This is a genomic window from Microbacterium sp. LjRoot205 (assembly GCF_056175745.1).
This window is the reverse complement of record NZ_JBGFFH010000004.1, coordinates 152,406-174,151: the sequence shown is the minus strand read 5'-3', so window position 1 is coordinate 174,151 and position 21,746 is coordinate 152,406. Positions and strand designations below refer to the sequence as shown.

Here is a 21,746-nt window from a genome sequence, read left to right as displayed (position 1 = left end):
CCTCACCCCGCATCCCTCCGGAGCACCTTCATGCGTCTCGTCTTCGCCGGCACACCATCGGCAGCCGTTCCCACCCTCCTCCGCCTCGCGGACGAACACGACATCGCGGCTGTGGTCACGCGTCCTGATGCGCCACTGGGGCGCAAGAGGGTGCTGACACCGTCACCCGTCGCTCAGGCAGCCGCCGACCTCGGTCTGCCGATCATCAAGGCTGCGCGGCTCGGTGACGAGGCGACAGAGGCGATCGCTGCCCTGCAGGTCGAGCTCGGCGTGATCGTCGCGTATGGCGGCCTCGTGCGAGAGCCGCTGCTCTCCACCCCGGCGAAGGGGTGGATCAACCTCCACTTCTCGCTTCTGCCCCAGTGGCGAGGTGCTGCTCCCGTGCAGCGCGCGCTGATCGCCGGCGACGCCCAGCTCGGAGCAAGCGTCTTCCAGCTCGTGCCGGCACTCGACGCGGGAGACATCTTCGCGACCCGCGTCGTCGATGTGGCAGCAGGGGCGACGGCCGACGCGGCGCTCGCGACCCTTGCCGTCGACGGGGCGCAGCTGACGGCCGAGGTCGTGCAGGCCATCGCCGACGGCACTGCGCGCGCCGTGCCGCAGCACGGGGAGCCGACACTGGCGCCGAAGCTGACGCTCGACGACGGCCTGCTCGATTGGAGCCAGCCCCTCGCTCAGGTGTTCGCGCGCTTCCGCGGAGTCACTCCCGAGCCCGGGGCGCACACCACCGTCGACGGGCTCCGTCTGAAGATCCTCGAGGCGGCGCCATCGAGCGACGTCGTCACCCTGGAACCGGGAGAGATCATTGCCACGAAGTCGGCCCTCCTCATCGGAACGGGCTCGACGCCCCTCTCGGTCGCTCGTGTGCAGCCGGCGGGCAAGGGAGCCATGAACGCGGTCGACTGGTGGCGGGGCCAACGCGACACCGACGGTCTGAGAGCCGGAGCATGAGCGGCCAGGGAGACGCGAGGCGTCGCGACGGCCGTCCGGGCGGTCCGCAGAACCGGCCGCAGGGGCGATCGCACGGGCAGCGTGGCAGTCAGCAGGCCGGTGGTCAGCCACGGGGCCGTCGTGGCGACGAGCCTCGCGGGCCGCAGCGCACAGTGCAGCCCGCACGTCGGGTGGCGTACGACGTGTTGCGCGCTGTCTCCGAGTCGGATGCCTACGCCAACCTCATCCTGCCCCCGGCCATCGCCGAGGCGGGCCTCGGCCCGCAGGATGCGGCCCTGGCCACTGAACTCGCATACGGAACGCTCCGTCGACGTGGCACCTACGACGCGATCATCGCCACCGCCGCCGATCGTCCGGCGGAGGAGATCGACCCGGCTGTGCTCGACGCGCTGCGCCTGGCGACGCACCAGCTGCTCGCCACACGGGTCGCCTCGCACGCGGCCGTCAACGAATCCGTGAATCTGGTCGCCTCGACGCAGGGGCGAGGCGCTTCGAGCTTCGCGAACGCCGTGCTGCGCCGGATCGCCCGAGAGACACCGGGGGAGTGGGAAGACCGCATCGAGAGCTCGGCACGGTCCGATGACGAGCGTCTCGCACTGCGCTCCGCGCATCCCGTGTGGATCATCAGGGCATTGCGACGCGCGCTGGCGGCCGAGGGCCGGGCACACGAGCTCGATGATCTCCTCGACGCCGACAACGCCTCGCCGGAGGTGACGCTCGTCGCGCTCCCCGGTCTCGCAGACCCGGGTGAGCCACGGCGTCCGTACGCGCCGACCGCCTTCGGCTCGCCCGGGGGAGACCCCCATCGCGTGATCGCCGCGACAGGCGGCACCGTCCGCGTGCAGGACGAGGGTTCGCAGCTCGTCGCGCTCGCACTGACGGCCGCCGCGCCCATCACGTCGGGCGAGCGCTGGCTCGACCTGTGCGCGGGCCCGGGCGGCAAGACCGCGCTGCTCGCCGCCATCGCCCGTGAGCACGACGTCACGCTCGAGGCGAACGAGGTCATCCCGACACGCGCACGTCTCGTGCGCAACGCCTTGCGTGCGGTGCCTGGCGAGGTCGTGGTGCACGAGGAGGACGGGCGCTCGTTCGGCGCGTCCCATCCCGGTGCCTTCGATCGCATCCTCGTCGACGCGCCGTGCACGGGCCTCGGCGCGCTCAGACGGCGGCCGGAAGCGCGCTGGCGCAAGACCCCCGCCGACGTCGCAGAGCTCGTGCCGCTGCAGGTCGAGCTCCTCAGCTCCGCGCTCGACGCACTCGCGCCGGGTGGGATCGTCGCGTACGTCACCTGCTCGCCGCATCTCGCCGAGACGACGGGCGTCGTCCAGGAGGTGCTCCGAGGCCGCACAGACATCACCGAGCTCGATGCGCGTGGCGTGCTCCAGGGCGTCTCCGCGTCACCGATCGACCTCGCCGGCGACGGCTCCGGTCGCGTGCAGCTGTGGCCGCACCGCCACGGCACCGATGCCATGTTCCTCGCGCTGCTCCAGCGCACCGCCACCGAGCAGGGCGACGCGAACTCCGAAGAGAGAGACTAGAGACGTGGAACTCCCCAGCGCACCGCGCATCAACCCCAGCATCCTCGCTGCCGACTTCGTGAACATGCAGCGCGATCTCGCCAAGATCGCGACCGCGGATTTCGCTCACGTCGATGTGATGGACAACCACTTCGTGCCGAACCTCACGTTCGGGCCGCAGATGGTCGAACGGATCCAGGCGACCAGCCCCATACCGCTCGACGTGCACCTGATGATCACCGAGCCCGAGCGCTGGGCGCCCGCCTATGCAGAGCTGGGCGCCGCCAGCGTCACGTTCCACCTCGAAGCGGCGGCGGATCCGATCTCGCTCGCTCGCACCTTGCGCAGCATCGGGGCGAGGGCCGGCGTCGCGATCAAGCCGGACACCCCCGCTGAGGGGCTCTACAGCGTGCTCGAGGAGTTCGACCAGATCCTCGTGATGACGGTCGAACCCGGGTTCGGCGGGCAGGGGTTCATGCACGAGACCATGCCCAAGCTGCGCGCTCTCGCCGACGAGGCCAAGCGTCGCGGATCGAACGTCTGGTTGCAGGTCGACGGCGGCATCTCGGACGCGACCATCGAAGCGGCAGCCGCCGCGGGCGCCGACACGTTCGTCGCCGGGTCGGCGGTCTACGGCGCCGACGACGTCGAGGCGGCCGTCACCCGGCTCAGAGACCGCGCCAGAGCCGCTAGCCTGGAATCGTGAAGACTTTCGACGAGCTGTTCGCCGAGCTCAGCGTCAAGGCCGAGACCCGTCCAGAGGGATCGGGGACGGTCGCGGAGCTCGACGGCGGCGTGCACACGATCGGCAAGAAGATCGTCGAGGAGGCCGCCGAAGTCTGGATGGCCTCCGAGTACGAATCCGACGAGGCCGCTGCGGAGGAGATCTCGCAGCTGCTCTACCACGTCCAGGTGATGATGATCGCGAAGGGCCTGAGCCTGCAGGACGTCTACCGACATCTGTGAAGCGCTCCGCCCCACTCGCTTCGATCTGAAGGCTTCCCATGCTGCGCATTGCTGTTCCCAACAAGGGCTCTCTCTCCGAGACGGCCGCCGACATGCTCGCGGAGGCCGGCTACGCCGGTCGTCGTGACCCCAAGACGCTTCACGTCGTCGATGCCGACAACGACGTCGAGTTCTTCTATCTCCGCCCGAAGGACATCGCGACCTACGTCGGGTCCGGCGCCATCGACGTCGGCATCACAGGACGCGATCTGCTCCTCGACGCCCGCATGCCGGGCGCGCGGGAGATCGAGGCGCTCGGCTTCGCCGGGTCGACGTTCCGCTTCGCCGCGCCATCGGGGCGCTACACCGACGTCTCAGAGCTCGACGGACTGCGCATCGCGACGTCGTACCCCGGCCTCGTCGACGCGTTCCTCGACGAGCGGGGCATCGCCGTCGACCTCGTGCCGCTCGACGGCGCGGTGGAGTCCGCCGTGCGCCTCGGCGTCGCCGACGCCGTCGCCGATGTCGTCGAGACGGGAACGACGCTGCGTCAGGCGGGGCTCGACGTCTTCGGCCCTGTGATCCTGCAGTCCGAGGCCGTGCTGATCGCGGGCCCGCATGATGCTGAGGGCTCCGAGACGCTGCTTCGCCGCCTGCGCGGCGTCATGGTCGCTCGGCGGTTCGTGATGATCGATTACGACCTGCCGCTGGCTCTGCTCGACGACGCCGTCAAGATCGCGGGTGGCATCGAGTCGCCCACGGTCTCACCGCTCCGCGATCCGGAGTGGGTCGCCGTCCGCGTCATGGTGGCGCGTGCGCGGGTCAACCCCGTGATGGACGCGCTGTACGCGCTCGGCGCTCGCGCGATCCTCGTCACGGCGATCCACAACGCGAGGCTCTGATGGCGCTCGCGAGTCGCGTCATCCCGTGCCTCGACGTCGCCGCGGGTCGCGTCGTCAAAGGCGTCAACTTCGAGAACCTGCGCGATATGGGCGACCCCGTCGAGCTCGCGCGCCACTACGCGGCGCAGGGCGCAGACGAGATCACGTTCCTCGACGTCACGGCGACCGTCGATGCTCGCGCGACGACGTACGACGTGGTGCAGCGCACGGCTGAGCAGGTGTTCGTGCCGCTGACGGTCGGCGGGGGAGTGCGCAGCGTCGACGACGTGGCGCGGCTCCTCTCGGTCGGCGCCGACAAGGTCGGGGTCAACTCGGCGGCCATCGCTCGCCCTGAGCTGATCGGCGAGATCGCGGACCGCTTCGGCGCACAGGTGCTGGTGCTGTCGCTCGACGTCAAGCGGGCACCCGGCACTCCCTCCGGTTTCGTCGTCACCACCCATGGCGGACGCACCCAGACGACCCTCGATGCGCTCGACTGGGCGCGTGAGGCGGCGGAGCGCGGGGCAGGCGAGTTGCTGGTCAACTCGATCGACGCCGACGGCACGCGAGACGGCTTCGACCTCGAACTGGTGAAGCTCATGCGTGAGGCCGCCTCAGTGCCGGTGATCGCCTCCGGTGGCGCGGGCAAGGCATCCGACTTCGCTCCCGCGATCAAGGCCGGAGCGGATGCGGTGCTGGCAGCCAGCGTGTTCCACACGGGCGCGCTCACGGTCGGCGACGTCAAGGACGCGCTGCGCGCGGAGGGAGTGCTCGTCCGATGAACGATATCGAGGAGCGCATCGCTCAGGTCGCCTTCAACGACGACGGCCTCGCGCCGGTGATCGTCCAGCAGTGGGACACGGCAGAGGTCCTCATGCTCGCGTGGGTCGATGCCGAGGCCCTGCGCCGCACGCTCACCACCGGTCGCGCGGTGTACTGGTCGCGCTCGCGTCAGGAGTACTGGCGCAAGGGAGACACCTCCGGACACATCCAGGTGGTGCACGAGGCGAGACTCGACTGCGACGGCGACGCCATCCTGCTGCGGGTCGACCAGACCGGCCCCGCCTGCCACACCGGCACCCGCACCTGCTTCGACACGACGGACCTGCACGCCGTCGAGGGGAGCTCGGCCGAGTGACTCTCGCGCGCAGAGGTCGCTCGATCGCCGTCTCCGGCTTCCTCCTCGCGGGAGCGGTCGGGATCATCTCGTCGACCCAGACGTGGCTCACCGTCGAACGCGCGGATGCCGGGGAGGCCATCCTCGTGCCAGGCGCGTCCGCGCTGCCGCTGCTCGCTCCTCTGAGCCTCGCGGTCCTGGCGCTAGGCATCGCCCTCTCGATCGTCGGCCCGGTGATGCGACTCGTGTTCGGCGTTCTCGCCACCGCGGCAGCGCTGTTCCTCGGCTGGACGACCCTGCAGCTGCTCCTGACCGAGCCGCTGAGCGCTGTCGGTCCCACCGTCACCGAGACGACCGGGCTCGCAGGCAGCACGGCGATCGCCGACGTCGTCGCCGGCATCGAGCTCTCGGCCTGGCCCGTGATGACGCTCATCGGCTGGGTGATCCTGCTGGCGGCATCCCTCGTCGTGCTCCTCACGTGGCGGCGATGGAAGCGCGGCGGACGCCGCTACCGCACCGATGCCGCACATGTCGGCTCGACCGCCGGGCCCGTCGACGCGATCGATTCGTGGGACGACCTCTCGCGCGGAACCGACCCGACACGATGACCCCGATAGACTTGATCCGAACCAGCACGTCGTCCCCCGGAGGAGACCATGACCAACCCGATCGCTGACCCCGGCCACGGACACTCGCCTGCCGCATGGACGGGCGTCATCATCATGCTCGCCGGCTTCACGATCGGCACGCTGGCGTTCTGCCTCGCCGAGTTCAGCCCCGTCTGGGTCGCCCTGATCTGGGTGGGCGCCGCGATCATCCCGATCGGTGCGCTCGTGGGCTGGCTGCTGTCGAGGGCCGGCTACGGCGTGAAGGGCCCCAAGTACTCGCCGAAGGCGCACTAATGGTGCTCGCCGACCTCACGGCCGGCGCAGTCGCAGACGCCGAACGTCGTGCTCTGACCCGGCCTCTGGCCGACGTCGAGCGCGACGCTCTCGCACGCCCCGCCGCCAAGGACGCGCTCGCGTTCCTCGCTCCCGCTGAGCGCGTGCAGATCATCGCCGAGGTGAAGCGCGCGAGTCCGTCGCGGGGTGCTCTCGCCGAGATCCCCGACCCGGCACTGCAGGCTTCCCTGTATGAGACGGGCGGTGCGTCTGCGATCAGCGTCCTGACCGAGGAGCGTCGATTCGGCGGCAGTCTCGCCGATCTCGAGGCCGTCACGGCCCGGGTGTCGCTGCCTGTGCTGCGCAAGGACTTCATCGCGAACCGATACCAGGTGCTCGAAGCCCGAGCAGCCGGTGCCGACCTCGTGCTGCTCATCGTCGCCGGACTCGATCCTCACGTGCTCCGTGATCTGTTCGGCTTCATCACGGAGCTCGGCATGACTCCGCTCGTCGAGACCCACTCTGCCGACGAGCTCGAGGTGGCGATCGATCTCGGCGCGCCGCTGATCGGGGTCAACGCCCGCGATCTGACGACACTCGAGCTCGACCGCGACCTCTTCGGCCGTCTCGTCGACCGCATCCCGGACTCAGCCGTCAAGATCGCCGAGTCCGCGGTCCTCACACCTGCAGACGTCACGCACTACCGCTCCGCGGGTGCTGATGTCGTCCTGATCGGGGAGGCGCTCGTCACGGGCGACCCGGTCGCCACTCTCAAGAGCTTCCTGGAGGCGTGATGAGCCTGCGAGATCAGCATGGTCCCCTGTTCGGCGAGTACGGCGGGCGATACATGCCCGAGTCGCTGATCGCCGCGATCGACGAGCTCTCAGCGGCGTACGCCGACGCGATCGTCGACCCGGCGTTCCGCGCCGAGCTGGCGTCTCTGCTCAGCTCGTACGCCGGCCGCCCGTCTCCGCTCACCGAGGTCGCGCGGTTCGCCGAGCACGCCGGTGGTGCGCGCGTCTTCCTCAAGCGCGAGGATCTCAACCACACCGGCTCGCACAAGATCAACAACGTGCTCGGTCAGGCGCTGCTGACGAAACGTCTCGGCAAGAAGCGCGTGATCGCCGAGACGGGCGCGGGTCAGCACGGCGTCGCCACGGCGACGGCTGCCGCCCTCTTCGGTCTCGAGTGCACGATCTACATGGGTGAGGTCGACACGGAGCGCCAGGCGCTGAACGTCGCTCGGATGCGACTGCTCGGCGCAGAGGTCGTCGCCGTCACCTCGGGTTCGCGCACCCTGAAGGATGCGATCAACGACGCCTACCGCGACTGGGTCGCGTCGGTCGAGACCACCAACTACATCTTCGGCACCGCTGCAGGCCCGCATCCTTTCCCCGCGATGGTCCGGGACTTCCAGAAGATCATCGGCGAGGAGGCTCGACAGCAGCTCCTCGACGAGGTCGGACGTCTGCCCGACGCGGTCATCGCCTGCGTCGGAGGCGGCTCGAACGCGATCGGCATGTTCGATGCCTTCCTCGACGACGAGGGCGTGAAGCTCTACGGCGTCGAGGCCGCCGGCGACGGCGTCGACACTCCGCGGCATGCCGCATCGATCGAGCGTGGGCGCCCCGGCATCCTGCACGGCGCCAAGACCTACGTGCTGCAGGACGAAGACGGTCAGACGGTCGAGTCCCACTCGATCTCCGCCGGCCTCGACTACCCGGGCGTCGGTCCTGAGCACTCCTGGCTCGCCGACATCGGCCGCGCCGAGTACATTCCTGCGACCGACGACGAGGCCATGCAGGCACTGCGCCTGCTCAGCCGCACCGAGGGCATCATCCCGGCGATCGAGTCGGCGCACGCCCTTGCGGGGGCTCTGCGCCTGGGCCGTGACCTGGGGCCCGACGCCGTGCTCGCCATCTGCCTCTCCGGCCGCGGCGACAAGGACATGGACACGGCGGCTCGGTACTTCGACCTCTACGACGCTGAGGCGCTCGCGCACGACGTCGAGGACGAGAGCGACGCCGAGGCAGCCGCGTCGAAGGGGGAGCCGGAACTGTGAGCCGCGTGGAACAGGCGATAGCCGCAGCACACGAGGCCGGCCGCAGCGCGTTCGTCGGGTACCTCCCGGTCGGGTTCCCCGACCTCGAGACCAGCATTCAGGCGGCCATCGCACTCGCTGAGAACGGCGTCGACATCATCGAGCTCGGCCCGCCCTACAGCGACCCGGTGATGGACGGCGCGGTGATCCAGGAGGCGACCACCGCGGCGCTCGCGAACGGGTTCAAGATGAAGGACCTCTTCACCGCTGTGCGCGCGATCACCGCCGCCACAGACGTGCCCGTGCTGGTCATGACGTACTGGAACCCGGTGTTCCAGTACGGCGTCGATCGGTACGCCGACGACCTGCTCGCAGCCGGCGGCGCCGGGCTCATCACCCCCGACATCACCCCGGAGGTCGCGGGGGAGTGGATAGCAGCGAGTGAGCGCACCGGTCTCGACCGTGTCTTCCTCGCAGCTCCCACCTCGTCGGACGAACGCCTCGGGCTGGTCGTGAAGTCATCGACCGGCTTCGTCTACACCGTCTCGACCATGGGCATCACCGGTGAGCGCACCGAGCTCGACCGTGCTGCGCGCACCCTGGTCGGCCGCCTGCGCGAGCACGGCGATGTCCGCGCCTGCGTCGGCATCGGCATCTCGACCGCCGAGCAGATCGCCGGGGTCTCCGAATACGCGGACGGCGCGATCGTCGGCACCGCGCTGGTCCGCGCTCTCCGCGACGGCGGCATCCCCGCGCTCGCAGAGGTCACCCGAAACCTGGCAGTCGGCACGTCGTCGGCACGCCCCACACACGAGAACTAGAATCGCACTCATGTCCCTCGCGCTTCACAGCACCTTCGGCGGCGTGCTCGCCAGCATCCCGAGCCCCCCGGTCTCCTACATCGACCTCGGGCCGCTACGGATCCACTTCTACGCGCTCTGCATCATCGCCGGCATCATCGCCGCGGTGCTGCTGACCAACCACCGCCTCACGAGGCGCGGGGCAGAGCCGTGGGTCGTGATCGACATCTCGATCCTCGCCGTTCCGCTGGCGATCATCGGCGCGCGCATCTTCCACGTGCTCACGCACCCGAACTTCTACTTCGGCGAGGGCAGGAACACCTGGAACCCGTTCGAGCCCGGCTCCGTCTGGGCTATCTGGGAGGGTGGCATCGCCATCTTCGGCGCCCTCATCGGTGGAGCCGTCGGTGCATACCTCGGCTGCCGCTGGACCGGCATCCGCTTCTGGACCTTCGCCGACGCGCTGGCGCCCGGACTCCTGCTCGCGCAGGCCATGGGCCGCTTCGGCAACTGGTTCAACAAGGAGCTCTACGGACTCCCCACCGACCTGCCGTGGGGTCTCGAGATCCCCGCCGACAACTCCGCATTCCCCCCGGGGCTTCCCGAGGGCACGCTCTTCCACCCGACCTTCCTCTACGAGGTGCTGTGGAACGGTCTCGGCGTCATCGTTCTGCTGTGGCTGAGCCGCAAGGCGACCGCGTTCCAGTGGGGCAGGCTCTTCGCGATCTACCTCATCTGGTACAGCACCGGCCGTGTGGTCTGGGAGTCGATCCGCATCGATCCGAGCGAGATCTTCCTCGGCCTGCGCAGCAACGTCTGGGCTGCGATCTTCGGCATCGTCGTCGGCCTTGCGATCCTCATCGTGCAGTCGCGCCGTCACCCCGGACTCGAGCCGTCGCCGTACCAGCCCGGTCGCGGCCGGACCGACCTGGACGCTGATGTAGAATCGCAGAACAATCCCTCCGACTTCGTGGACCTGAGTGAGCCTCCGTCCGAAGAAGTCGCCGCAGGAGCCAGCGCCACAAGCACCGCTCCCACGGACACGGAAGGCGCTCGATAGCCGACCGGTCCGTGCGGACCCCATCACATCCACCCGGCCAATGACGCCCCCGGGTCAGCTGCAGATCTGAGGACGGTACTGGTGTATTTTCAGCCTCCCTACGGCGCTTCCGGCGCTTACCCCCCGAAGCAGGGCATGTACAACCCGGCGTTCGAGAAGGACGCCTGCGGTCTCGCCATGGTCGCGACACTTCGTGGCGAAGCCGGCCACGACATCATCGCGTTGGCGCTCGAGGCGCTGCGCAACCTCGAGCACCGCGGCGCCATCGGCTCGGATGCCGGCACGGGTGACGGCGCAGGCATCCTGACCCAGATGCCGGACGCGTTCCTGCGCGCGGTCACAGATTTCGAACTGCCCCCGGTCGGCGAGTACGCCGCGGGTCTGGCATTCCTCCCGCGCGATTCCAGCGAGCGCCGTCAGCAGAAGGCCGGTATCGAGAAGATCGCCCGCGCCGAGGGCCTGCGCGTCCTCGGCTGGCGCGAGGTGCCGACGGTCAACGACAACCTCGGCAAGCTCGCCGACGAAGCCCGCCCCGCCTTCGAGCAGCTCTTCGTGAGCGCCGGGGGAGCGACCCACTCCGACGCGCCGCTCACCGGGATCGCGCTCGACCGCGTCGCTTACCGCCTGCGCAAGCGCGCCGGCCACGAGCTGGGGGCGTACTTCGTCTCGCTGTCCGCGCGCACGCTCGGCTACAAGGGAATGGTCACGACGCTCCAGCTCGAGCCCTTCTACCCCGACCTGCAGGACGAGCGCTTCATGTCGGAGCTCGCCGTCGTGCACTCGCGCTACTCGACCAACACGTTCCCGTCCTGGCCGCTGGCTCAACCGCTGCGCATGCTCGCGCACAACGGTGAGATCAACACGGTCGGCGGAAACCGCAACTGGATGCGTGCGCGTCAGTCGCAGCTCGAGTCCGAGCTGCTCGGGGACATGGCACCTCTGCTGCCTATCTGCACCGACGGCGCAAGCGACTCCGCATCGTTCGACGAAGTGCTCGAGCTGCTCACGCTCACGGGTCGCAGCCTGCCGCACGCCATCATGATGATGGTGCCGGAGGCCTACGAGAAGCAGTCGGACATCTCGCCAGAGCTGCGCTCGTTCTACGAGTACCACTCGAACCAGATGGAGCCGTGGGACGGCCCGGCCGCCCTCATCTTCACCGACGGCACCGTGGTCGGAGCGACCCTCGACCGCAACGGTCTGCGCCCAGGGCGCTGGACCGAGACGACCGACGGCCTGATCGTCATCGGTTCGGAGACCGGCGTGCTCACCTTCGAGCCCGAGCGGATCAAGCGTCGAGGACGCCTGCAGCCGGGCAAGATGTTCCTCGTCGACACCTCGCAGCAGCGCATCATCGAGGACGAGGAGATCAAGCGCGATCTCGCGACCCTGCACCCGTGGCAGGAATGGCTGGATGCCGGATCCGTCCGTCTCGCCGACCTTCCCGAGCGTGAGCACATCGTGCACCCGCCGGCGTCCATCACCCGGCGTCAGCGCACCTTCGGCTACACCGAAGAAGAGGTGCGTCTGCTGCTGACCCCGATGGGTCAGACCGGCGTCGAGCCCCTCGGTGCCATGGGATCGGACACTCCGATCGCGGTGCTCAGCAAGCGCCCGCGTCTGCTCTTCGACTACTTCACGCAGCAGTTCGCGCAGGTCACCAACCCGCCGCTCGACTCGATCCGCGAAGAGGTCGTCACGAGCCTCAAGCTGGGTCTCGGCCCCGAGAGCAACCTGCTCACGTGGGGCCCGGACCACACGCGCACCGTGTCGCTCGACTTCCCCGTCATCGACAACGACGAGCTCGCGAAGATCCGCCACATCGACAAGGCGCTTCCGGATCGCTCGAGCGTGACGATCAAGGGTCTCTACCACTTCGACGCCGGGTCGAACACGCTCGAGAAGCGTCTCACCGAGATGTGCGACGAGGTCGACGAGGCCATCGAACAGGGTGCCGAGTTCGTCATCCTGTCGGACCGCGACTCGAACAAGGATCTGACCCCGATCCCGTCGCTGCTCATGGTCTCGGCGATCCATCACCACCTGATCCGCCGCGAGAACCGCATGAAGGTCGGACTGATCGTCGAAGCCGGCGATGTGCGCGAGGTGCACCACGTCGCGACCCTGATCGGATACGGCGCCTCGGCGGTCAACCCGTATCTCGCGATGGAGACGGTCGAGCATCTCGTGCGCACCGGATACATCACGGGCATCAGCCCCGAGAAGGCCGTCCGCAACCTGATCTACGCGCTCGGCAAGGGCGTCCTGAAGATCATGTCGAAGATGGGCATCTCGACCGTGTCGTCGTACGCCGGGGCCCAGGTCTTCGAGGCCGTCGGCCTGAGCGAGGAGTTCATCGACAAGTACTTCACGCGCACCGAGTCGAAGCTCGGCGGAATCGGCATCCAAGAGATCTTCATCGAGAACCAGGCTCGCCACGACTACGCCTATCCCGAGGACGAAGCCGCTCGTGCGCACGAGCGACTGTGGACCGGTGGTGAATACCAGTGGCGCCGCGACGGCTCACCGCATCTCTTCAACCCCGAGACGGTGTTCAAGCTGCAGCACGCGACGCGCGAGCGCCGCTACGACATCTTCCGCGAGTACACGAAGATGGTCGACGACCAGGCGGCGGAGCTCAAGACGCTTCGCGGGATGTTCACGCTGCGCACCGGCACCCGCAAGCCCGTGCCGCTCGATGAGGTCGAACCGGTCTCCGCGATCGTGAAGCGCTTCTCGACGGGCGCCATGAGCTACGGCTCGATCTCGAAAGAGGCGCACGAGACTCTCGCGATCGCGATGAACCGACTCGGCGGCAAGTCGAACACCGGCGAGGGCGGCGAGGACACCGACCGGCTGCTCGACCCCGAACGCCGCAGTGCGATCAAGCAGGTCGCGTCAGGACGCTTCGGAGTCACGAGCCTGTACCTCACCGAAGCCGACGACATCCAGATCAAGCTCGCCCAGGGCGCCAAGCCCGGCGAGGGCGGTCAGCTGCCTCCGCAGAAGGTCTACCCCTGGGTCGCGCGCACACGCGGCGGCACGCCCGGCGTCGGCCTCATCTCGCCGCCGCCGCATCACGACATCTACTCGATCGAAGATCTGAAGCAGCTCATCTTCGACCTGAAGCGGGCCAACCCCGAGGCGCGGATCCACACGAAGCTGGTCAGCCAGTCGGGTATCGGCGCAGTGTCCGCGGGTGTCGCGAAGGCGCTCAGCGACGTCATCCTGGTGTCCGGCCATGACGGCGGCACGGGCGCGAGCCCGATGAACTCCCTCAAGCACGCGGGAACGCCCTGGGAACTCGGCCTCGCCGAGACGCAGCAGACGCTCATGCTGAACGGCATGCGCGACCGCGTGGTGGTGCAGGTCGACGGCCAGCTGAAGACCGGACGCGATGTCATCATCGGCGCCCTGCTCGGCGCCGAGGAGTTCGGTTTCGCCACCGCCCCGCTGGTCGTGAGCGGGTGCATCATGATGCGGGTCTGCCACCTCGACACCTGCCCGGTGGGCGTCGCGACGCAGAACCCGGTGCTGCGCGAGCGCTTCACGGGCAAGCCGGAGTTCGTGGTGAACTTCATGGAGTTCATCGCCGAGGAGGTCCGCGAGATCCTGGCGGAGCTCGGGTTCCGCTCGATCGACGAGATCGTGGGGCGTGCAGAGCTCATCGAGGCGAACGCGGCCCTGCAGCACTGGAAGGCGGAGGGTCTCGACCTGAGCCCTGTGCTCGAGGGCCCCGCGTTCCCCGCGAGCGAGCCGCGTCGCAGCCGCCGCACCCAGGATCACGAGCTCGAGAAGCACTTCGACGTGCAGCTCATCGACATCGCGAAGCCCGCCCTCCTCAACGGAGAGCCGGTCGTGGTCGAGCTGCCCATCGCCAACACCGAGCGGGCCGTCGGCACGATGCTGGGTCACCAGGTCACGTCGCGCCACGGCGCCGCGGGCCTTCCCAGCGGCACCATCGACGTCACGCTGCACGGAACGGCGGGTCAGTCGCTGGGAGCGTTCCTTCCCTCCGGCATCGTGCTGCGCCTCGAAGGCGACGCGAACGACTACGTCGGCAAGGGGCTCTCGGGCGGCGACATCTCGATCCGTCCGGCTCGGGGCTCTGCCATCGCGCCGCACGAGAACGTGATCGCCGGCAACGTCATCGGATACGGAGCCACGTCGGGAACCATGTTCCTCTCCGGCGTCGTGGGCGAGCGATTCCTCGTCCGCAACTCCGGTGCCACGGCGGTCGTCGAGGGCGTGGGCGACCACGCGCTCGAGTACATGACCGGTGGAGTCGCTGTGATCCTCGGCTCGACGGGTCGCAACCTCGGCGCCGGCATGTCCGGGGGAGTCGCTTACATCCACTCGCTCGACAGCGCCAAGATCAACGCCCAGTCGCTCGGCAGCGGAGAGCTCAGGCTCGAGCCGCTCGACCGTGCCGACCTCGAAGTGCTGCGCAGCCTGATCGTCGCACACGTGGAGCGCACGGCCTCGCCGCTCGGCTCCGACATCCTGGCGCGGTTCGATGAGACCGCAGGCCAGTTCACGAAGGTGCTTCCGCGGGACTACGCCGCAGTGCGCAGCATGCGCGAAGAAGCAGTCGCCGAGGGCATCGACCCCGACGGCGACATCGTCTGGAACCGCATCCTGGAGGTGACCGGTGGCTGATCCCAAAGGTTTTCTGAAGGTCACTGAGCGTGAGCTTCCGAAGCGTCGTCCTGTGCCCGTGCGCATCATGGACTGGAAAGAGGTCTACGAGGCCGGCGATCAGGCGGTCCTGAAGCGTCAGGCCGGGCGATGCATGGACTGCGGTGTGCCGTTCTGCCATCAGGGCTGCCCGCTGGGCAACCTGATCCCCGAATGGAACGACCTGACCTGGCGCGGAGAAGGGCGGGCGGCGATCGACCGTCTGCACGCGACCAACAACTTCCCGGAATTCACCGGTCGGCTGTGCCCTGCGCCGTGCGAGAGCTCCTGCGTCCTGGGCATCAACCAGCCCGCGGTCACGATCAAGCAGATCGAGGTCTCGATCATCGACGAGGCGTTCGCCAAGGGCTGGGTCGAGCCGCAGCCTCCCGCTCGTCTGACCGGCAAGACGGTCGCCGTCGTGGGCTCCGGCCCCGCGGGGCTCGCGGCAGCACAGCAGCTGACCCGTGCAGGTCACACGGTCGCTGTCTTCGAGCGAGACGATCGCATCGGGGGTCTGCTGCGCTACGGCATTCCCGACTTCAAGATGGAGAAGGGGCAGCTCGAGTCCCGCCTGCGCCAGATGCAGGAGGAGGGGACGAGGTTCCGTGCCGGAGTCGAGATCGGCAAGGACATCTCGTGGTCCGATCTCCGCGCCCGCTACGACGCCGTCGTGATCGCCACCGGATCGACGGTTCCCCGTGACCTGTCGATCCCGGGACGTGACCTCGACGGAGTGCACTTCGCGATGGAGTACCTCGTCGAGTCCAACCATGCGGTCGCCGGAGACAAGGTCCCCGAGCAGATCAGCGCCGAAGGCAAGCACGTCATCGTGATCGGCGGCGGCGACACCGGTGCGGACTGCATCGGAACCGCACACCGTCAGGGTGCGATCAGCGTCACCAACCTCGCGATCGGCAAGCAGCCCGGCACCGAGCGTCCGGGACACCAGCCATGGCCGATGATGCCGACGCTCTTCGAGGTCTCCTCGGCTCATGAAGAAGGCGGTGAGCGCGTCTTCCTCGCCTCGACCGTCGAGTTCCTCTCCAACGACGTCGGCGAGGTTCGTGCTCTGCGTGTCGCGGAGACCGAGTACATCGACGGCCGCCGCGTGCCCAAGAGCGGCACCGAGCGCGAGATCCCCGCAGACCTCGTGCTGATCGCCATGGGCTTCACCGGTCCGGAGCAGGACGGCTACACCGAGGACACGCTTCCTCAGGTCACCGACCGCGGTGCCTTCCGTCGTGATGACACCTACGAGTCGACCGTGCCCGGTGTCTTCGTCGCCGGCGACGCCGGGCGGGGGCAGTCCCTCATCGTGTGGGCGATCGCGGAGGGCCGTGCAGCCGCGGCCAACGTCGATCGCTTCCTCATGGGCACGACCGTTCTGCCCGAGCCTGTGCGACCGCATGAAGTCGCTATCGGTCTCCAGCCCGCGTAGGCTGAGCCGCGGCACCGTCGCCTGATTTCCATCCCCCACTACCCTGGAGCAATCTGTTGAGACGCGCGAAAATCGTCGCCACCCTGGGCCCCGCCACCTCCACCTATGAAACCGTGCGTGCACTGATCGACGCCGGCGTGGACGTCGCGCGCCTGAACCTCAGCCACGGTGACTACTCCGTGCACGAGAACAACTACGCCAACGTGCGCAAGGCCGCCGACGACGCGGGCCGCGCCGTCGCCATCCTCGTCGACCTGCAGGGACCGAAGATCCGCCTCGGCAAGTTCGAGAACGGCCCCTACGAGCTCGCCGCCGGCGACATCTTCAAGATCACGACCGAGGACATCATCGGCAACAAGGAGATCTCCGGTACGACATTCAAGGGCCTGCCCAACGACGTGAAGCCGGGAGACTTCCTGCTCATCGACGACGGCAAGGTCCGCGTCGAGGTCGTCGAGACCGACGGCGTCACCGTCACGACCCGCGTGATCGTCGCTGGCGCCGTGTCGAACAACAAGGGCATCAACCTGCCCGGTGTCGCAGTCAACGTCCCCGCTCTGAGTGAGAAGGACGAGGAGGACCTCCGCTGGGGCCTTCGCATCGGCGCCGACCTCATCGCCCTGTCGTTCGTCCGCAACGCGGAGGACATCAGCCGCGTGCACGAGATCATGGCCGAAGAGGGCGTCAAGGTCCCCGTCATCGCCAAGGTCGAGAAGCCTCAGGCCGTCGATGCGCTCGAAGAGATCGTCGACGCGTTCGACGCGATCATGGTCGCCCGTGGTGACCTCGGCGTCGAGCTTCCGCTCGAGGCCGTGCCGATCGTGCAGAAGCGCGCCGTCGAACTGGCGCGCCGCATGGCGAAGCCGGTCATCGTCGCGACGCAGATGCTCGAGTCGATGATCAACAGCCCGGTGCCCACGCGCGCCGAGACCTCGGACGTCGCGAACGCCGTGCTCGACGGTGCAGACGCCGTGATGCTCTCGGGCGAGACCAGCGTGGGCGACTACCCCGTGGTCGTCGTCGAGACGATGGCTCGCATCATCGAGTCCACCGAGGAGCACGGCCTGGAGCGCATCGCTCCGCTCACGACCAAGCCGCGCACCCAGGGAGGTGCGATCACCCTCGCCGCTCTCGAGGTCGCAGAGTTCGTCGACGCGAAGTACCTCTGCGTGTTCACGCAGTCGGGTGACTCGGCTCGCCGCCTCTCGCGTCTGCGCTCGCGCATCCCGATGATCGCGTTCACCCCCGAGCCGAGCATCCGTCGGCGCATGGCCCTCACCTGGGGCATCCGCTCGAAGCTCGTCGACATGGTGCAGCACACCGACCTGATGTATCTGCAGGTCGACGACTATCTGCTCTCGAGCGGACTCGCCGTCGAGGGAGACAAGGTCGTCGTGATCTCGGGTTCCCCTCCCGGAATCGTGGGCTCGACCAACGACATCCGCGTCCACAAGGTCGGGGACGCCGTCAACGGCGCAGCGCCGATCTACAAGGAAGCCACGATCTGATCCAGGTCGCACAGCGAAGGGGCGGAACGATTGTTCCGCCCCTTCGTCGTCCGTTCGGCGGTGTTCCAGGGCGGCCATGTCAAGCGTCTGGTGCGGGAGAGCGCGTCGCACCTACGGTGAGCGGATGACCCTTCTCTCTCGGCGCATCGTCGTGGCGGGCCACGCCTTCCGTCTGCACGAGAGCACCGACACGCACGCGCCAGGCGTCGTCACATATGTGCTGGTCCACGGCATCGGCATGTCCCATCGGTATTTCGCTCCTCTGCACGCGGCCCTGCCGAGATCTGCACGGGTGATCTCGATCGACCTCCCCGGTTTCGCCGGGCTGCCGCAGCCCGAGCGCGATCTCGAGGTCGAGGACATGGGGCGCCTGCTGGCAGAGCTCGTCGCGGTGTTGGGGCTCGGACGCGTCGTCTACGTCGGGCATTCGATGGGAGCCCAGTGGGTGCTCGAAGCTACGCGTGCGCGTCAGGAGCCTGTCGAGGGAGTCGTGTTGATCGGCGCGGTCGTCGATGAGCGGCACCGCACGCTCGGAGCGCAGGCGCGTGCTCTGGTCGTCGACACGCTGGGGGAGACCCCGGCAGCGAACGCCGTCGTCCTGGTCGACTACCTGCGCTGCGGCATCCGCCGGTATCTGAAGCAGGCACGGCGGATGATCGAGTACTCGACGGCGTCGACGGTTCTTGCATTGCAGATGCCGGTGCTGGTCATCCGCGGAGGCGACGACCCGGTCGCGGGGTCGGAATGGAGCCACGCTCTCGGCGCCGCGGCGCATGACGGTGTGGTCGTCGAGATCCCCGGGCAGCAGCACAACGTGCACTTCTCGGCGCCGCAGGCAGTCGCCGAAGCGATCGAAGGATGGGCGCCATCCGCACGCTGAGACGAGCCGCCTGGTGGATCGCCGACTACACCTATGCCGTGTACTGGCAGTTGCGCGCTGCCGTCGACCGACGCGACGCCGCTTCCTTCGCGACCGGCTCCGAGGCTCCGATCGTGATCCTTCCGGGCGTGTACGAGACATGGCGGTTCATGCAGCCCCTCATCACAGCTCTGCACGCCCGGGGGCACCCCGTGCATGTCCTCGATTCGCTCAGGCGCAACCGCCGCCCCGTCATCGAATCGGCCCAGCTCATGACCGACTTCCTCGAGTCGGCGCAACTCACCGATGCGCTCATCGTCGCGCACAGCAAGGGCGGACTCGCGGGCAAGATGGCGATGGCTGGTCCCTCGGGCTTCCGGGTGCGCGCCATGGTGGCGGTGGCCACGCCCTTCGGCGGCTCCCGCTATGCGCGGATGCTTCCCGTCCGCTCTCTCCGCGCGTTCTCACCCTCGGACCCCTCGATCATGCAGCTCGCGCGCCAGGTGGACGTCAACCGTCGGATCGTGTCGATCTACGCGGCTTTCGACCCGCACATCCCCGAGGGAAGCGAGCTCAGCGGCGCGATGAAGAACGTGCGTCTCGACTCCGGCGGGCACTTCCGGGTTCTCGCGGACCCCCGGGTTCTCGCAGAGGTCGCTGCGCTGTCCGAGCGGTGAACGACGTGTCACCCCTCGGGCTTCACCGCCCCACTGCTCCACGGCTTCTCAGCCGCGGACTAGTACTCTGGTCAGGCGCAGGCCGCCCGCACGGCGGCAGGCCCGCACCCGCACACATGGATGACCTGACCATCGACCCCGCCGTGGCCGAGCGACCCGACAGCTCCCGCCCGCTGGTCGGAGCGCCATCCGCACCTCAGCGGTATCCCGCCGGCGCTCTCCCGGAGCCCGACGACATGCCCCTCCTCGCGAGGAAGCCGGGAAGCATTGGCGTCAGGTTCCGCCTCAAAGGTCGCTTCCGCACCCACGAGGCCATCGCGTGCGTCCCCGCCTATCTTGCGCAGAGTCACGCATGCGACACCGTCCTCGACTCCGACGGACACCGGGTGCACGACGGGCAGACATATGAACCGGTGCTGGTCGGCGGACTTCATGTCGATGCAACCGATGAGAACCTCGACGCGATCATCCGGTCCGTGGTTCCGCGAGACGTCGTCACAGCCGACCACCCTGCGGTCGCTGAGCGGATGATCCTCGAGGCGATGGGCCCCGCCCTCGATCGATATCTGTTGATCGACGGTCAGGTATGGATCAGCATCTGAACTGATGTGCCGGCGGTGGGACTCGAACCCACACGCCCTTTCGGACAAAGCATTTTGAGTGCTCCGCGTCTGCCATTCCGCCACGCCGGCTCGTGTGTAGCGTCTTCGACTTTAGCGCAGGCGATCCGTGCTCACCGTCACCCGGCACACCATCGGGGGACCTCAGAGGTGGTCTCCACTAGGATGGGTCTGTGACCGAGCAAGAACAGGCAGCAGAACAGCCCACGTCATCCGCACCCAGACGCGTCGTCGTCGCCGAGGACGAGTCGCTGATCCGTCTCGACATCGTCGAGATCCTTCGCGACAACGGCTTCGATGTCGTCGGTGAGGCAGGTGACGGCGAGACGGCCGTGGCTCTCGCGACCGAGCTCCGCCCCGACCTCGTCATCATGGACGTCAAGATGCCGCAGCTCGATGGCATCAGCGCAGCCGAGAAGCTGCACAAGGGCAACATCGCACCCGTCGTCCTTCTCACGGCGTTCAGCCAGAAGGAGCTCGTCGAGCGCGCGAGCGAGGCCGGAGCACTGGCCTACGTCGTCAAGCCCTTCACCCCGAACGACCTGTTGCCCGCCATCGAGATCGCCCTCGCCCGTCACGAGCAGATCATCACGCTCGAGGCCGAGGTCGCCGATATGGTCGAGCGCTTCGAGACCCGCAAGCTCGTCGATCGTGCCAAGGGCCTGCTGAACGAGAAGATGGGCCTGTCCGAGCCCGAGGCATTCCGCTGGATCCAGAAGGCATCGATGGACCGCCGCCTCACGATGCAGGATGTCGCCAAGGCGATCATCGAGCAGCTCGCTCCGAAGAAGTAGCCTTTGCTTCCGCTCGACGCGGAGCATCTGCTGCGTCCTGTGCAGGTCGGCGACGGTCCTGCACTCGCCAGGGCGTATTCGGCCAACCGAGAGCACCTCGCACCGTGGGAGCCGCTCAGGTCACCGGAGTTCTTCACCCCGGAGTGGCAGGAGTTCCACGCCGAGCAGTGCGTGATCGAAGCCTCTGCAGGCCGGAACATCCGCTTCGTGATCGAGTCGTCCGACGGCGAGATCCGCGGACGGATCAACCTCAACAACATCGTGCGCGGCGCGTTCTGGAACGCCGATCTGGGTTACTGGGTCGATCACACACGGCTCCGTCGCGGTCTCGCCTCCCGCGGGGTGCGCCTTGTCGCCGCCTACGCGCGGGACGAGGTGCGACTGCACCGCCTGCAGGCAGCGACACTGCTGCACAACTCCGGCTCACAGCGTGTTCTCGCTGACAACGGCTTCGAGCGCATCGGCATCGCACCGCAGTACCTGCGCATCGCGGGGGAGTGGCAGGACCACCTGCTGTTCCAGCTGCTGCTGGACGAACCTCTCAGCGAGCCTCGGGAGCGTCCTTGATCATGTTGGTGATGCGGATCGTCGAGCACCGGCGGCCCTGATCGTCGGAGACGACGATCTCGTGCACCGTGATGCTGCGCCCGAGGTGCACGGGCGTGCACACGCCGGTCACCACGCCGGACGTCGCCGATCGCGTGTGCGTCGCGTTGATGTCGACCCCGACGGCCAGTCGCCCTGGACCCGCGTGCAGGTTGGCGGCCATGGATCCCAGCGACTCGCCGAGCACGACATAGGCGCCGCCGTGCATGAGGCCGACGGGCTGAGTGTTGCCTTCGACGGGCAGCGTCGCGACGCAACGCTCGGTGGTGAACTCGAGGAACTCCATGCCCATCTTCTGAGCGAGCGCACCCATTCCCCGGGCTGTCGCCCAGTCGAGTCCTGCACTGGTCGCGGTGTCGCTCATGGTTCCT

At 68.1% G+C, this 21,746-nt stretch carries 22 protein-coding genes and 1 tRNA gene; 21 read left to right on the top strand and 2 right to left on the bottom strand.

Going from position 1 to position 21,746, the window contains the following annotated elements; all coding sequences use genetic code 11:
- Positions 1 to 30: 30 nt before the first annotated feature.
- The 19 genes from fmt (at position 31) to AC04ME_RS10845 (ending at position 19,957) form a co-directional block, all read left to right on the top strand.
- On the top strand, positions 31 to 951 hold the full coding sequence (gene fmt / locus AC04ME_RS10935) for a methionyl-tRNA formyltransferase (protein WP_455904930.1): 921 nt from the start codon (positions 31 to 33) through the stop codon (positions 949 to 951).
- Entirely contained in the window at positions 948 to 2,489 is a 1,542-nt protein-coding gene (locus tag AC04ME_RS10930; RefSeq protein WP_475434944.1) for an RsmB/NOP family class I SAM-dependent RNA methyltransferase, read from the top strand. Before fmt ends, AC04ME_RS10930 begins: the two co-directional genes overlap by 4 nt.
- Before the next feature lie 4 nt (positions 2,490 to 2,493).
- Positions 2,494 to 3,174: a ribulose-phosphate 3-epimerase gene (gene rpe / locus AC04ME_RS10925; RefSeq protein ID WP_042536636.1), complete on the top strand. Its 681-nt coding sequence runs from the start codon at positions 2,494 to 2,496 to the stop codon at positions 3,172 to 3,174.
- Positions 3,171 to 3,434: a phosphoribosyl-ATP diphosphatase gene (locus AC04ME_RS10920; protein WP_042536637.1), complete on the top strand. Its 264-nt coding sequence runs from the start codon at positions 3,171 to 3,173 to the stop codon at positions 3,432 to 3,434. The genes rpe and AC04ME_RS10920 overlap by 4 nt, the downstream gene beginning before the upstream one ends.
- Positions 3,435 to 3,472: 38 nt before the next feature.
- On the top strand, positions 3,473 to 4,315 hold the full coding sequence (hisG, locus tag AC04ME_RS10915; protein WP_140037111.1) for an ATP phosphoribosyltransferase: 843 nt from the start codon (positions 3,473 to 3,475) through the stop codon (positions 4,313 to 4,315).
- Positions 4,315 to 5,076: an imidazole glycerol phosphate synthase subunit HisF gene (gene hisF / locus AC04ME_RS10910; protein WP_056376891.1), complete on the top strand. Its 762-nt coding sequence runs from the start codon at positions 4,315 to 4,317 to the stop codon at positions 5,074 to 5,076. The genes hisG and hisF overlap by 1 nt, the downstream gene beginning before the upstream one ends.
- Entirely contained in the window at positions 5,073 to 5,432 is a 360-nt protein-coding gene (hisI, locus tag AC04ME_RS10905; RefSeq protein WP_042536640.1) for a phosphoribosyl-AMP cyclohydrolase, read from the top strand. Before hisF ends, hisI begins: the two co-directional genes overlap by 4 nt.
- On the top strand, positions 5,429 to 6,019 hold the full coding sequence (locus AC04ME_RS10900; protein ID WP_475434940.1) for a Trp biosynthesis-associated membrane protein: 591 nt from the start codon (positions 5,429 to 5,431) through the stop codon (positions 6,017 to 6,019). Before hisI ends, AC04ME_RS10900 begins: the two co-directional genes overlap by 4 nt.
- Positions 6,020 to 6,067: 48 nt before the next feature.
- A complete protein-coding gene (locus AC04ME_RS10895) occupies positions 6,068 to 6,313 on the top strand; it encodes an HGxxPAAW family protein (RefSeq protein WP_042536642.1) in 246 nt (81 codons plus the stop codon).
- 2 nt (positions 6,314 to 6,315) lie between these two features.
- Positions 6,316 to 7,086, top strand: coding sequence for an indole-3-glycerol phosphate synthase TrpC (gene trpC / locus AC04ME_RS10890; protein WP_475435052.1), 771 nt, complete (start codon positions 6,316 to 6,318; stop codon positions 7,084 to 7,086).
- Positions 7,086 to 8,354 (top strand): tryptophan synthase subunit beta, encoded by a 1,269-nt coding sequence (gene trpB, locus AC04ME_RS10885; protein WP_309688587.1) that lies wholly within the window; start codon positions 7,086 to 7,088, stop codon positions 8,352 to 8,354. The genes trpC and trpB overlap by 1 nt, the downstream gene beginning before the upstream one ends.
- The gene (trpA, locus tag AC04ME_RS10880) at positions 8,351 to 9,154 is read left to right on the top strand and encodes a tryptophan synthase subunit alpha (RefSeq protein ID WP_079112803.1); all 804 of its coding nucleotides are present in this window, start codon (positions 8,351 to 8,353) and stop codon (positions 9,152 to 9,154) included. Before trpB ends, trpA begins: the two co-directional genes overlap by 4 nt.
- Before the next feature lie 10 nt (positions 9,155 to 9,164).
- On the top strand, positions 9,165 to 10,193 hold the full coding sequence (lgt, locus tag AC04ME_RS10875) for a prolipoprotein diacylglyceryl transferase (protein WP_475434937.1): 1,029 nt from the start codon (positions 9,165 to 9,167) through the stop codon (positions 10,191 to 10,193).
- A 135-nt stretch (positions 10,194 to 10,328) separates the two neighbouring features.
- Positions 10,329 to 14,852, top strand: coding sequence for a glutamate synthase large subunit (gene gltB, locus AC04ME_RS10870; RefSeq protein ID WP_153302177.1), 4,524 nt, complete (start codon positions 10,329 to 10,331; stop codon positions 14,850 to 14,852).
- Complete coding sequence (locus AC04ME_RS10865; protein WP_079112801.1) at positions 14,845 to 16,311, top strand: glutamate synthase subunit beta; 1,467 nt, start codon at positions 14,845 to 14,847, stop codon at positions 16,309 to 16,311. The genes gltB and AC04ME_RS10865 overlap by 8 nt, the downstream gene beginning before the upstream one ends.
- 56 nt (positions 16,312 to 16,367) lie before the next feature.
- Entirely contained in the window at positions 16,368 to 17,819 is a 1,452-nt protein-coding gene (gene pyk / locus AC04ME_RS10860) for a pyruvate kinase (protein ID WP_042536648.1), read from the top strand.
- Positions 17,820 to 17,943: 124 nt separating this feature from the next.
- Complete coding sequence (locus AC04ME_RS10855) at positions 17,944 to 18,699, top strand: alpha/beta fold hydrolase (RefSeq protein WP_475434934.1); 756 nt, start codon at positions 17,944 to 17,946, stop codon at positions 18,697 to 18,699.
- Positions 18,678 to 19,355, top strand: a complete 678-nt coding sequence (locus AC04ME_RS10850) for an esterase/lipase family protein (protein ID WP_475434932.1) — start codon at positions 18,678 to 18,680, stop codon at positions 19,353 to 19,355. Before AC04ME_RS10855 ends, AC04ME_RS10850 begins: the two co-directional genes overlap by 22 nt.
- Positions 19,356 to 19,471: 116 nt before the next feature.
- Positions 19,472 to 19,957, top strand: a complete 486-nt coding sequence (locus AC04ME_RS10845) for a hypothetical protein (protein WP_475434931.1) — start codon at positions 19,472 to 19,474, stop codon at positions 19,955 to 19,957.
- Between the two features lie 7 nt (positions 19,958 to 19,964).
- On the opposite strand, the gene AC04ME_RS10840 is transcribed toward AC04ME_RS10845, so the two are convergent.
- A tRNA-Leu gene (locus AC04ME_RS10840) sits at positions 19,965 to 20,047 on the bottom strand.
- Positions 20,048 to 20,148: 101 nt separating this feature from the next.
- Here AC04ME_RS10840 and AC04ME_RS10835 point away from each other — a divergent pair.
- The gene (locus AC04ME_RS10835; RefSeq protein ID WP_042536652.1) at positions 20,149 to 20,769 is read left to right on the top strand and encodes an ANTAR domain-containing response regulator; all 621 of its coding nucleotides are present in this window, start codon (positions 20,149 to 20,151) and stop codon (positions 20,767 to 20,769) included.
- 3 nt (positions 20,770 to 20,772) lie between these two features.
- Positions 20,773 to 21,336 carry a GNAT family N-acetyltransferase gene (locus tag AC04ME_RS10830; RefSeq protein ID WP_082040985.1) on the top strand — a complete coding sequence of 188 codons (564 nt, stop codon included), beginning with the start codon at positions 20,773 to 20,775 and terminating at the stop codon, positions 21,334 to 21,336.
- On the opposite strand, the gene AC04ME_RS10825 is transcribed toward AC04ME_RS10830, so the two are convergent.
- Positions 21,311 to 21,739, bottom strand: coding sequence for a hotdog fold thioesterase (locus AC04ME_RS10825; RefSeq protein WP_079112796.1), 429 nt, complete (start codon positions 21,737 to 21,739; stop codon positions 21,311 to 21,313). The genes AC04ME_RS10830 and AC04ME_RS10825 overlap by 26 nt on opposite strands.
- Positions 21,740 to 21,746: the final 7 nt, after the last annotated feature.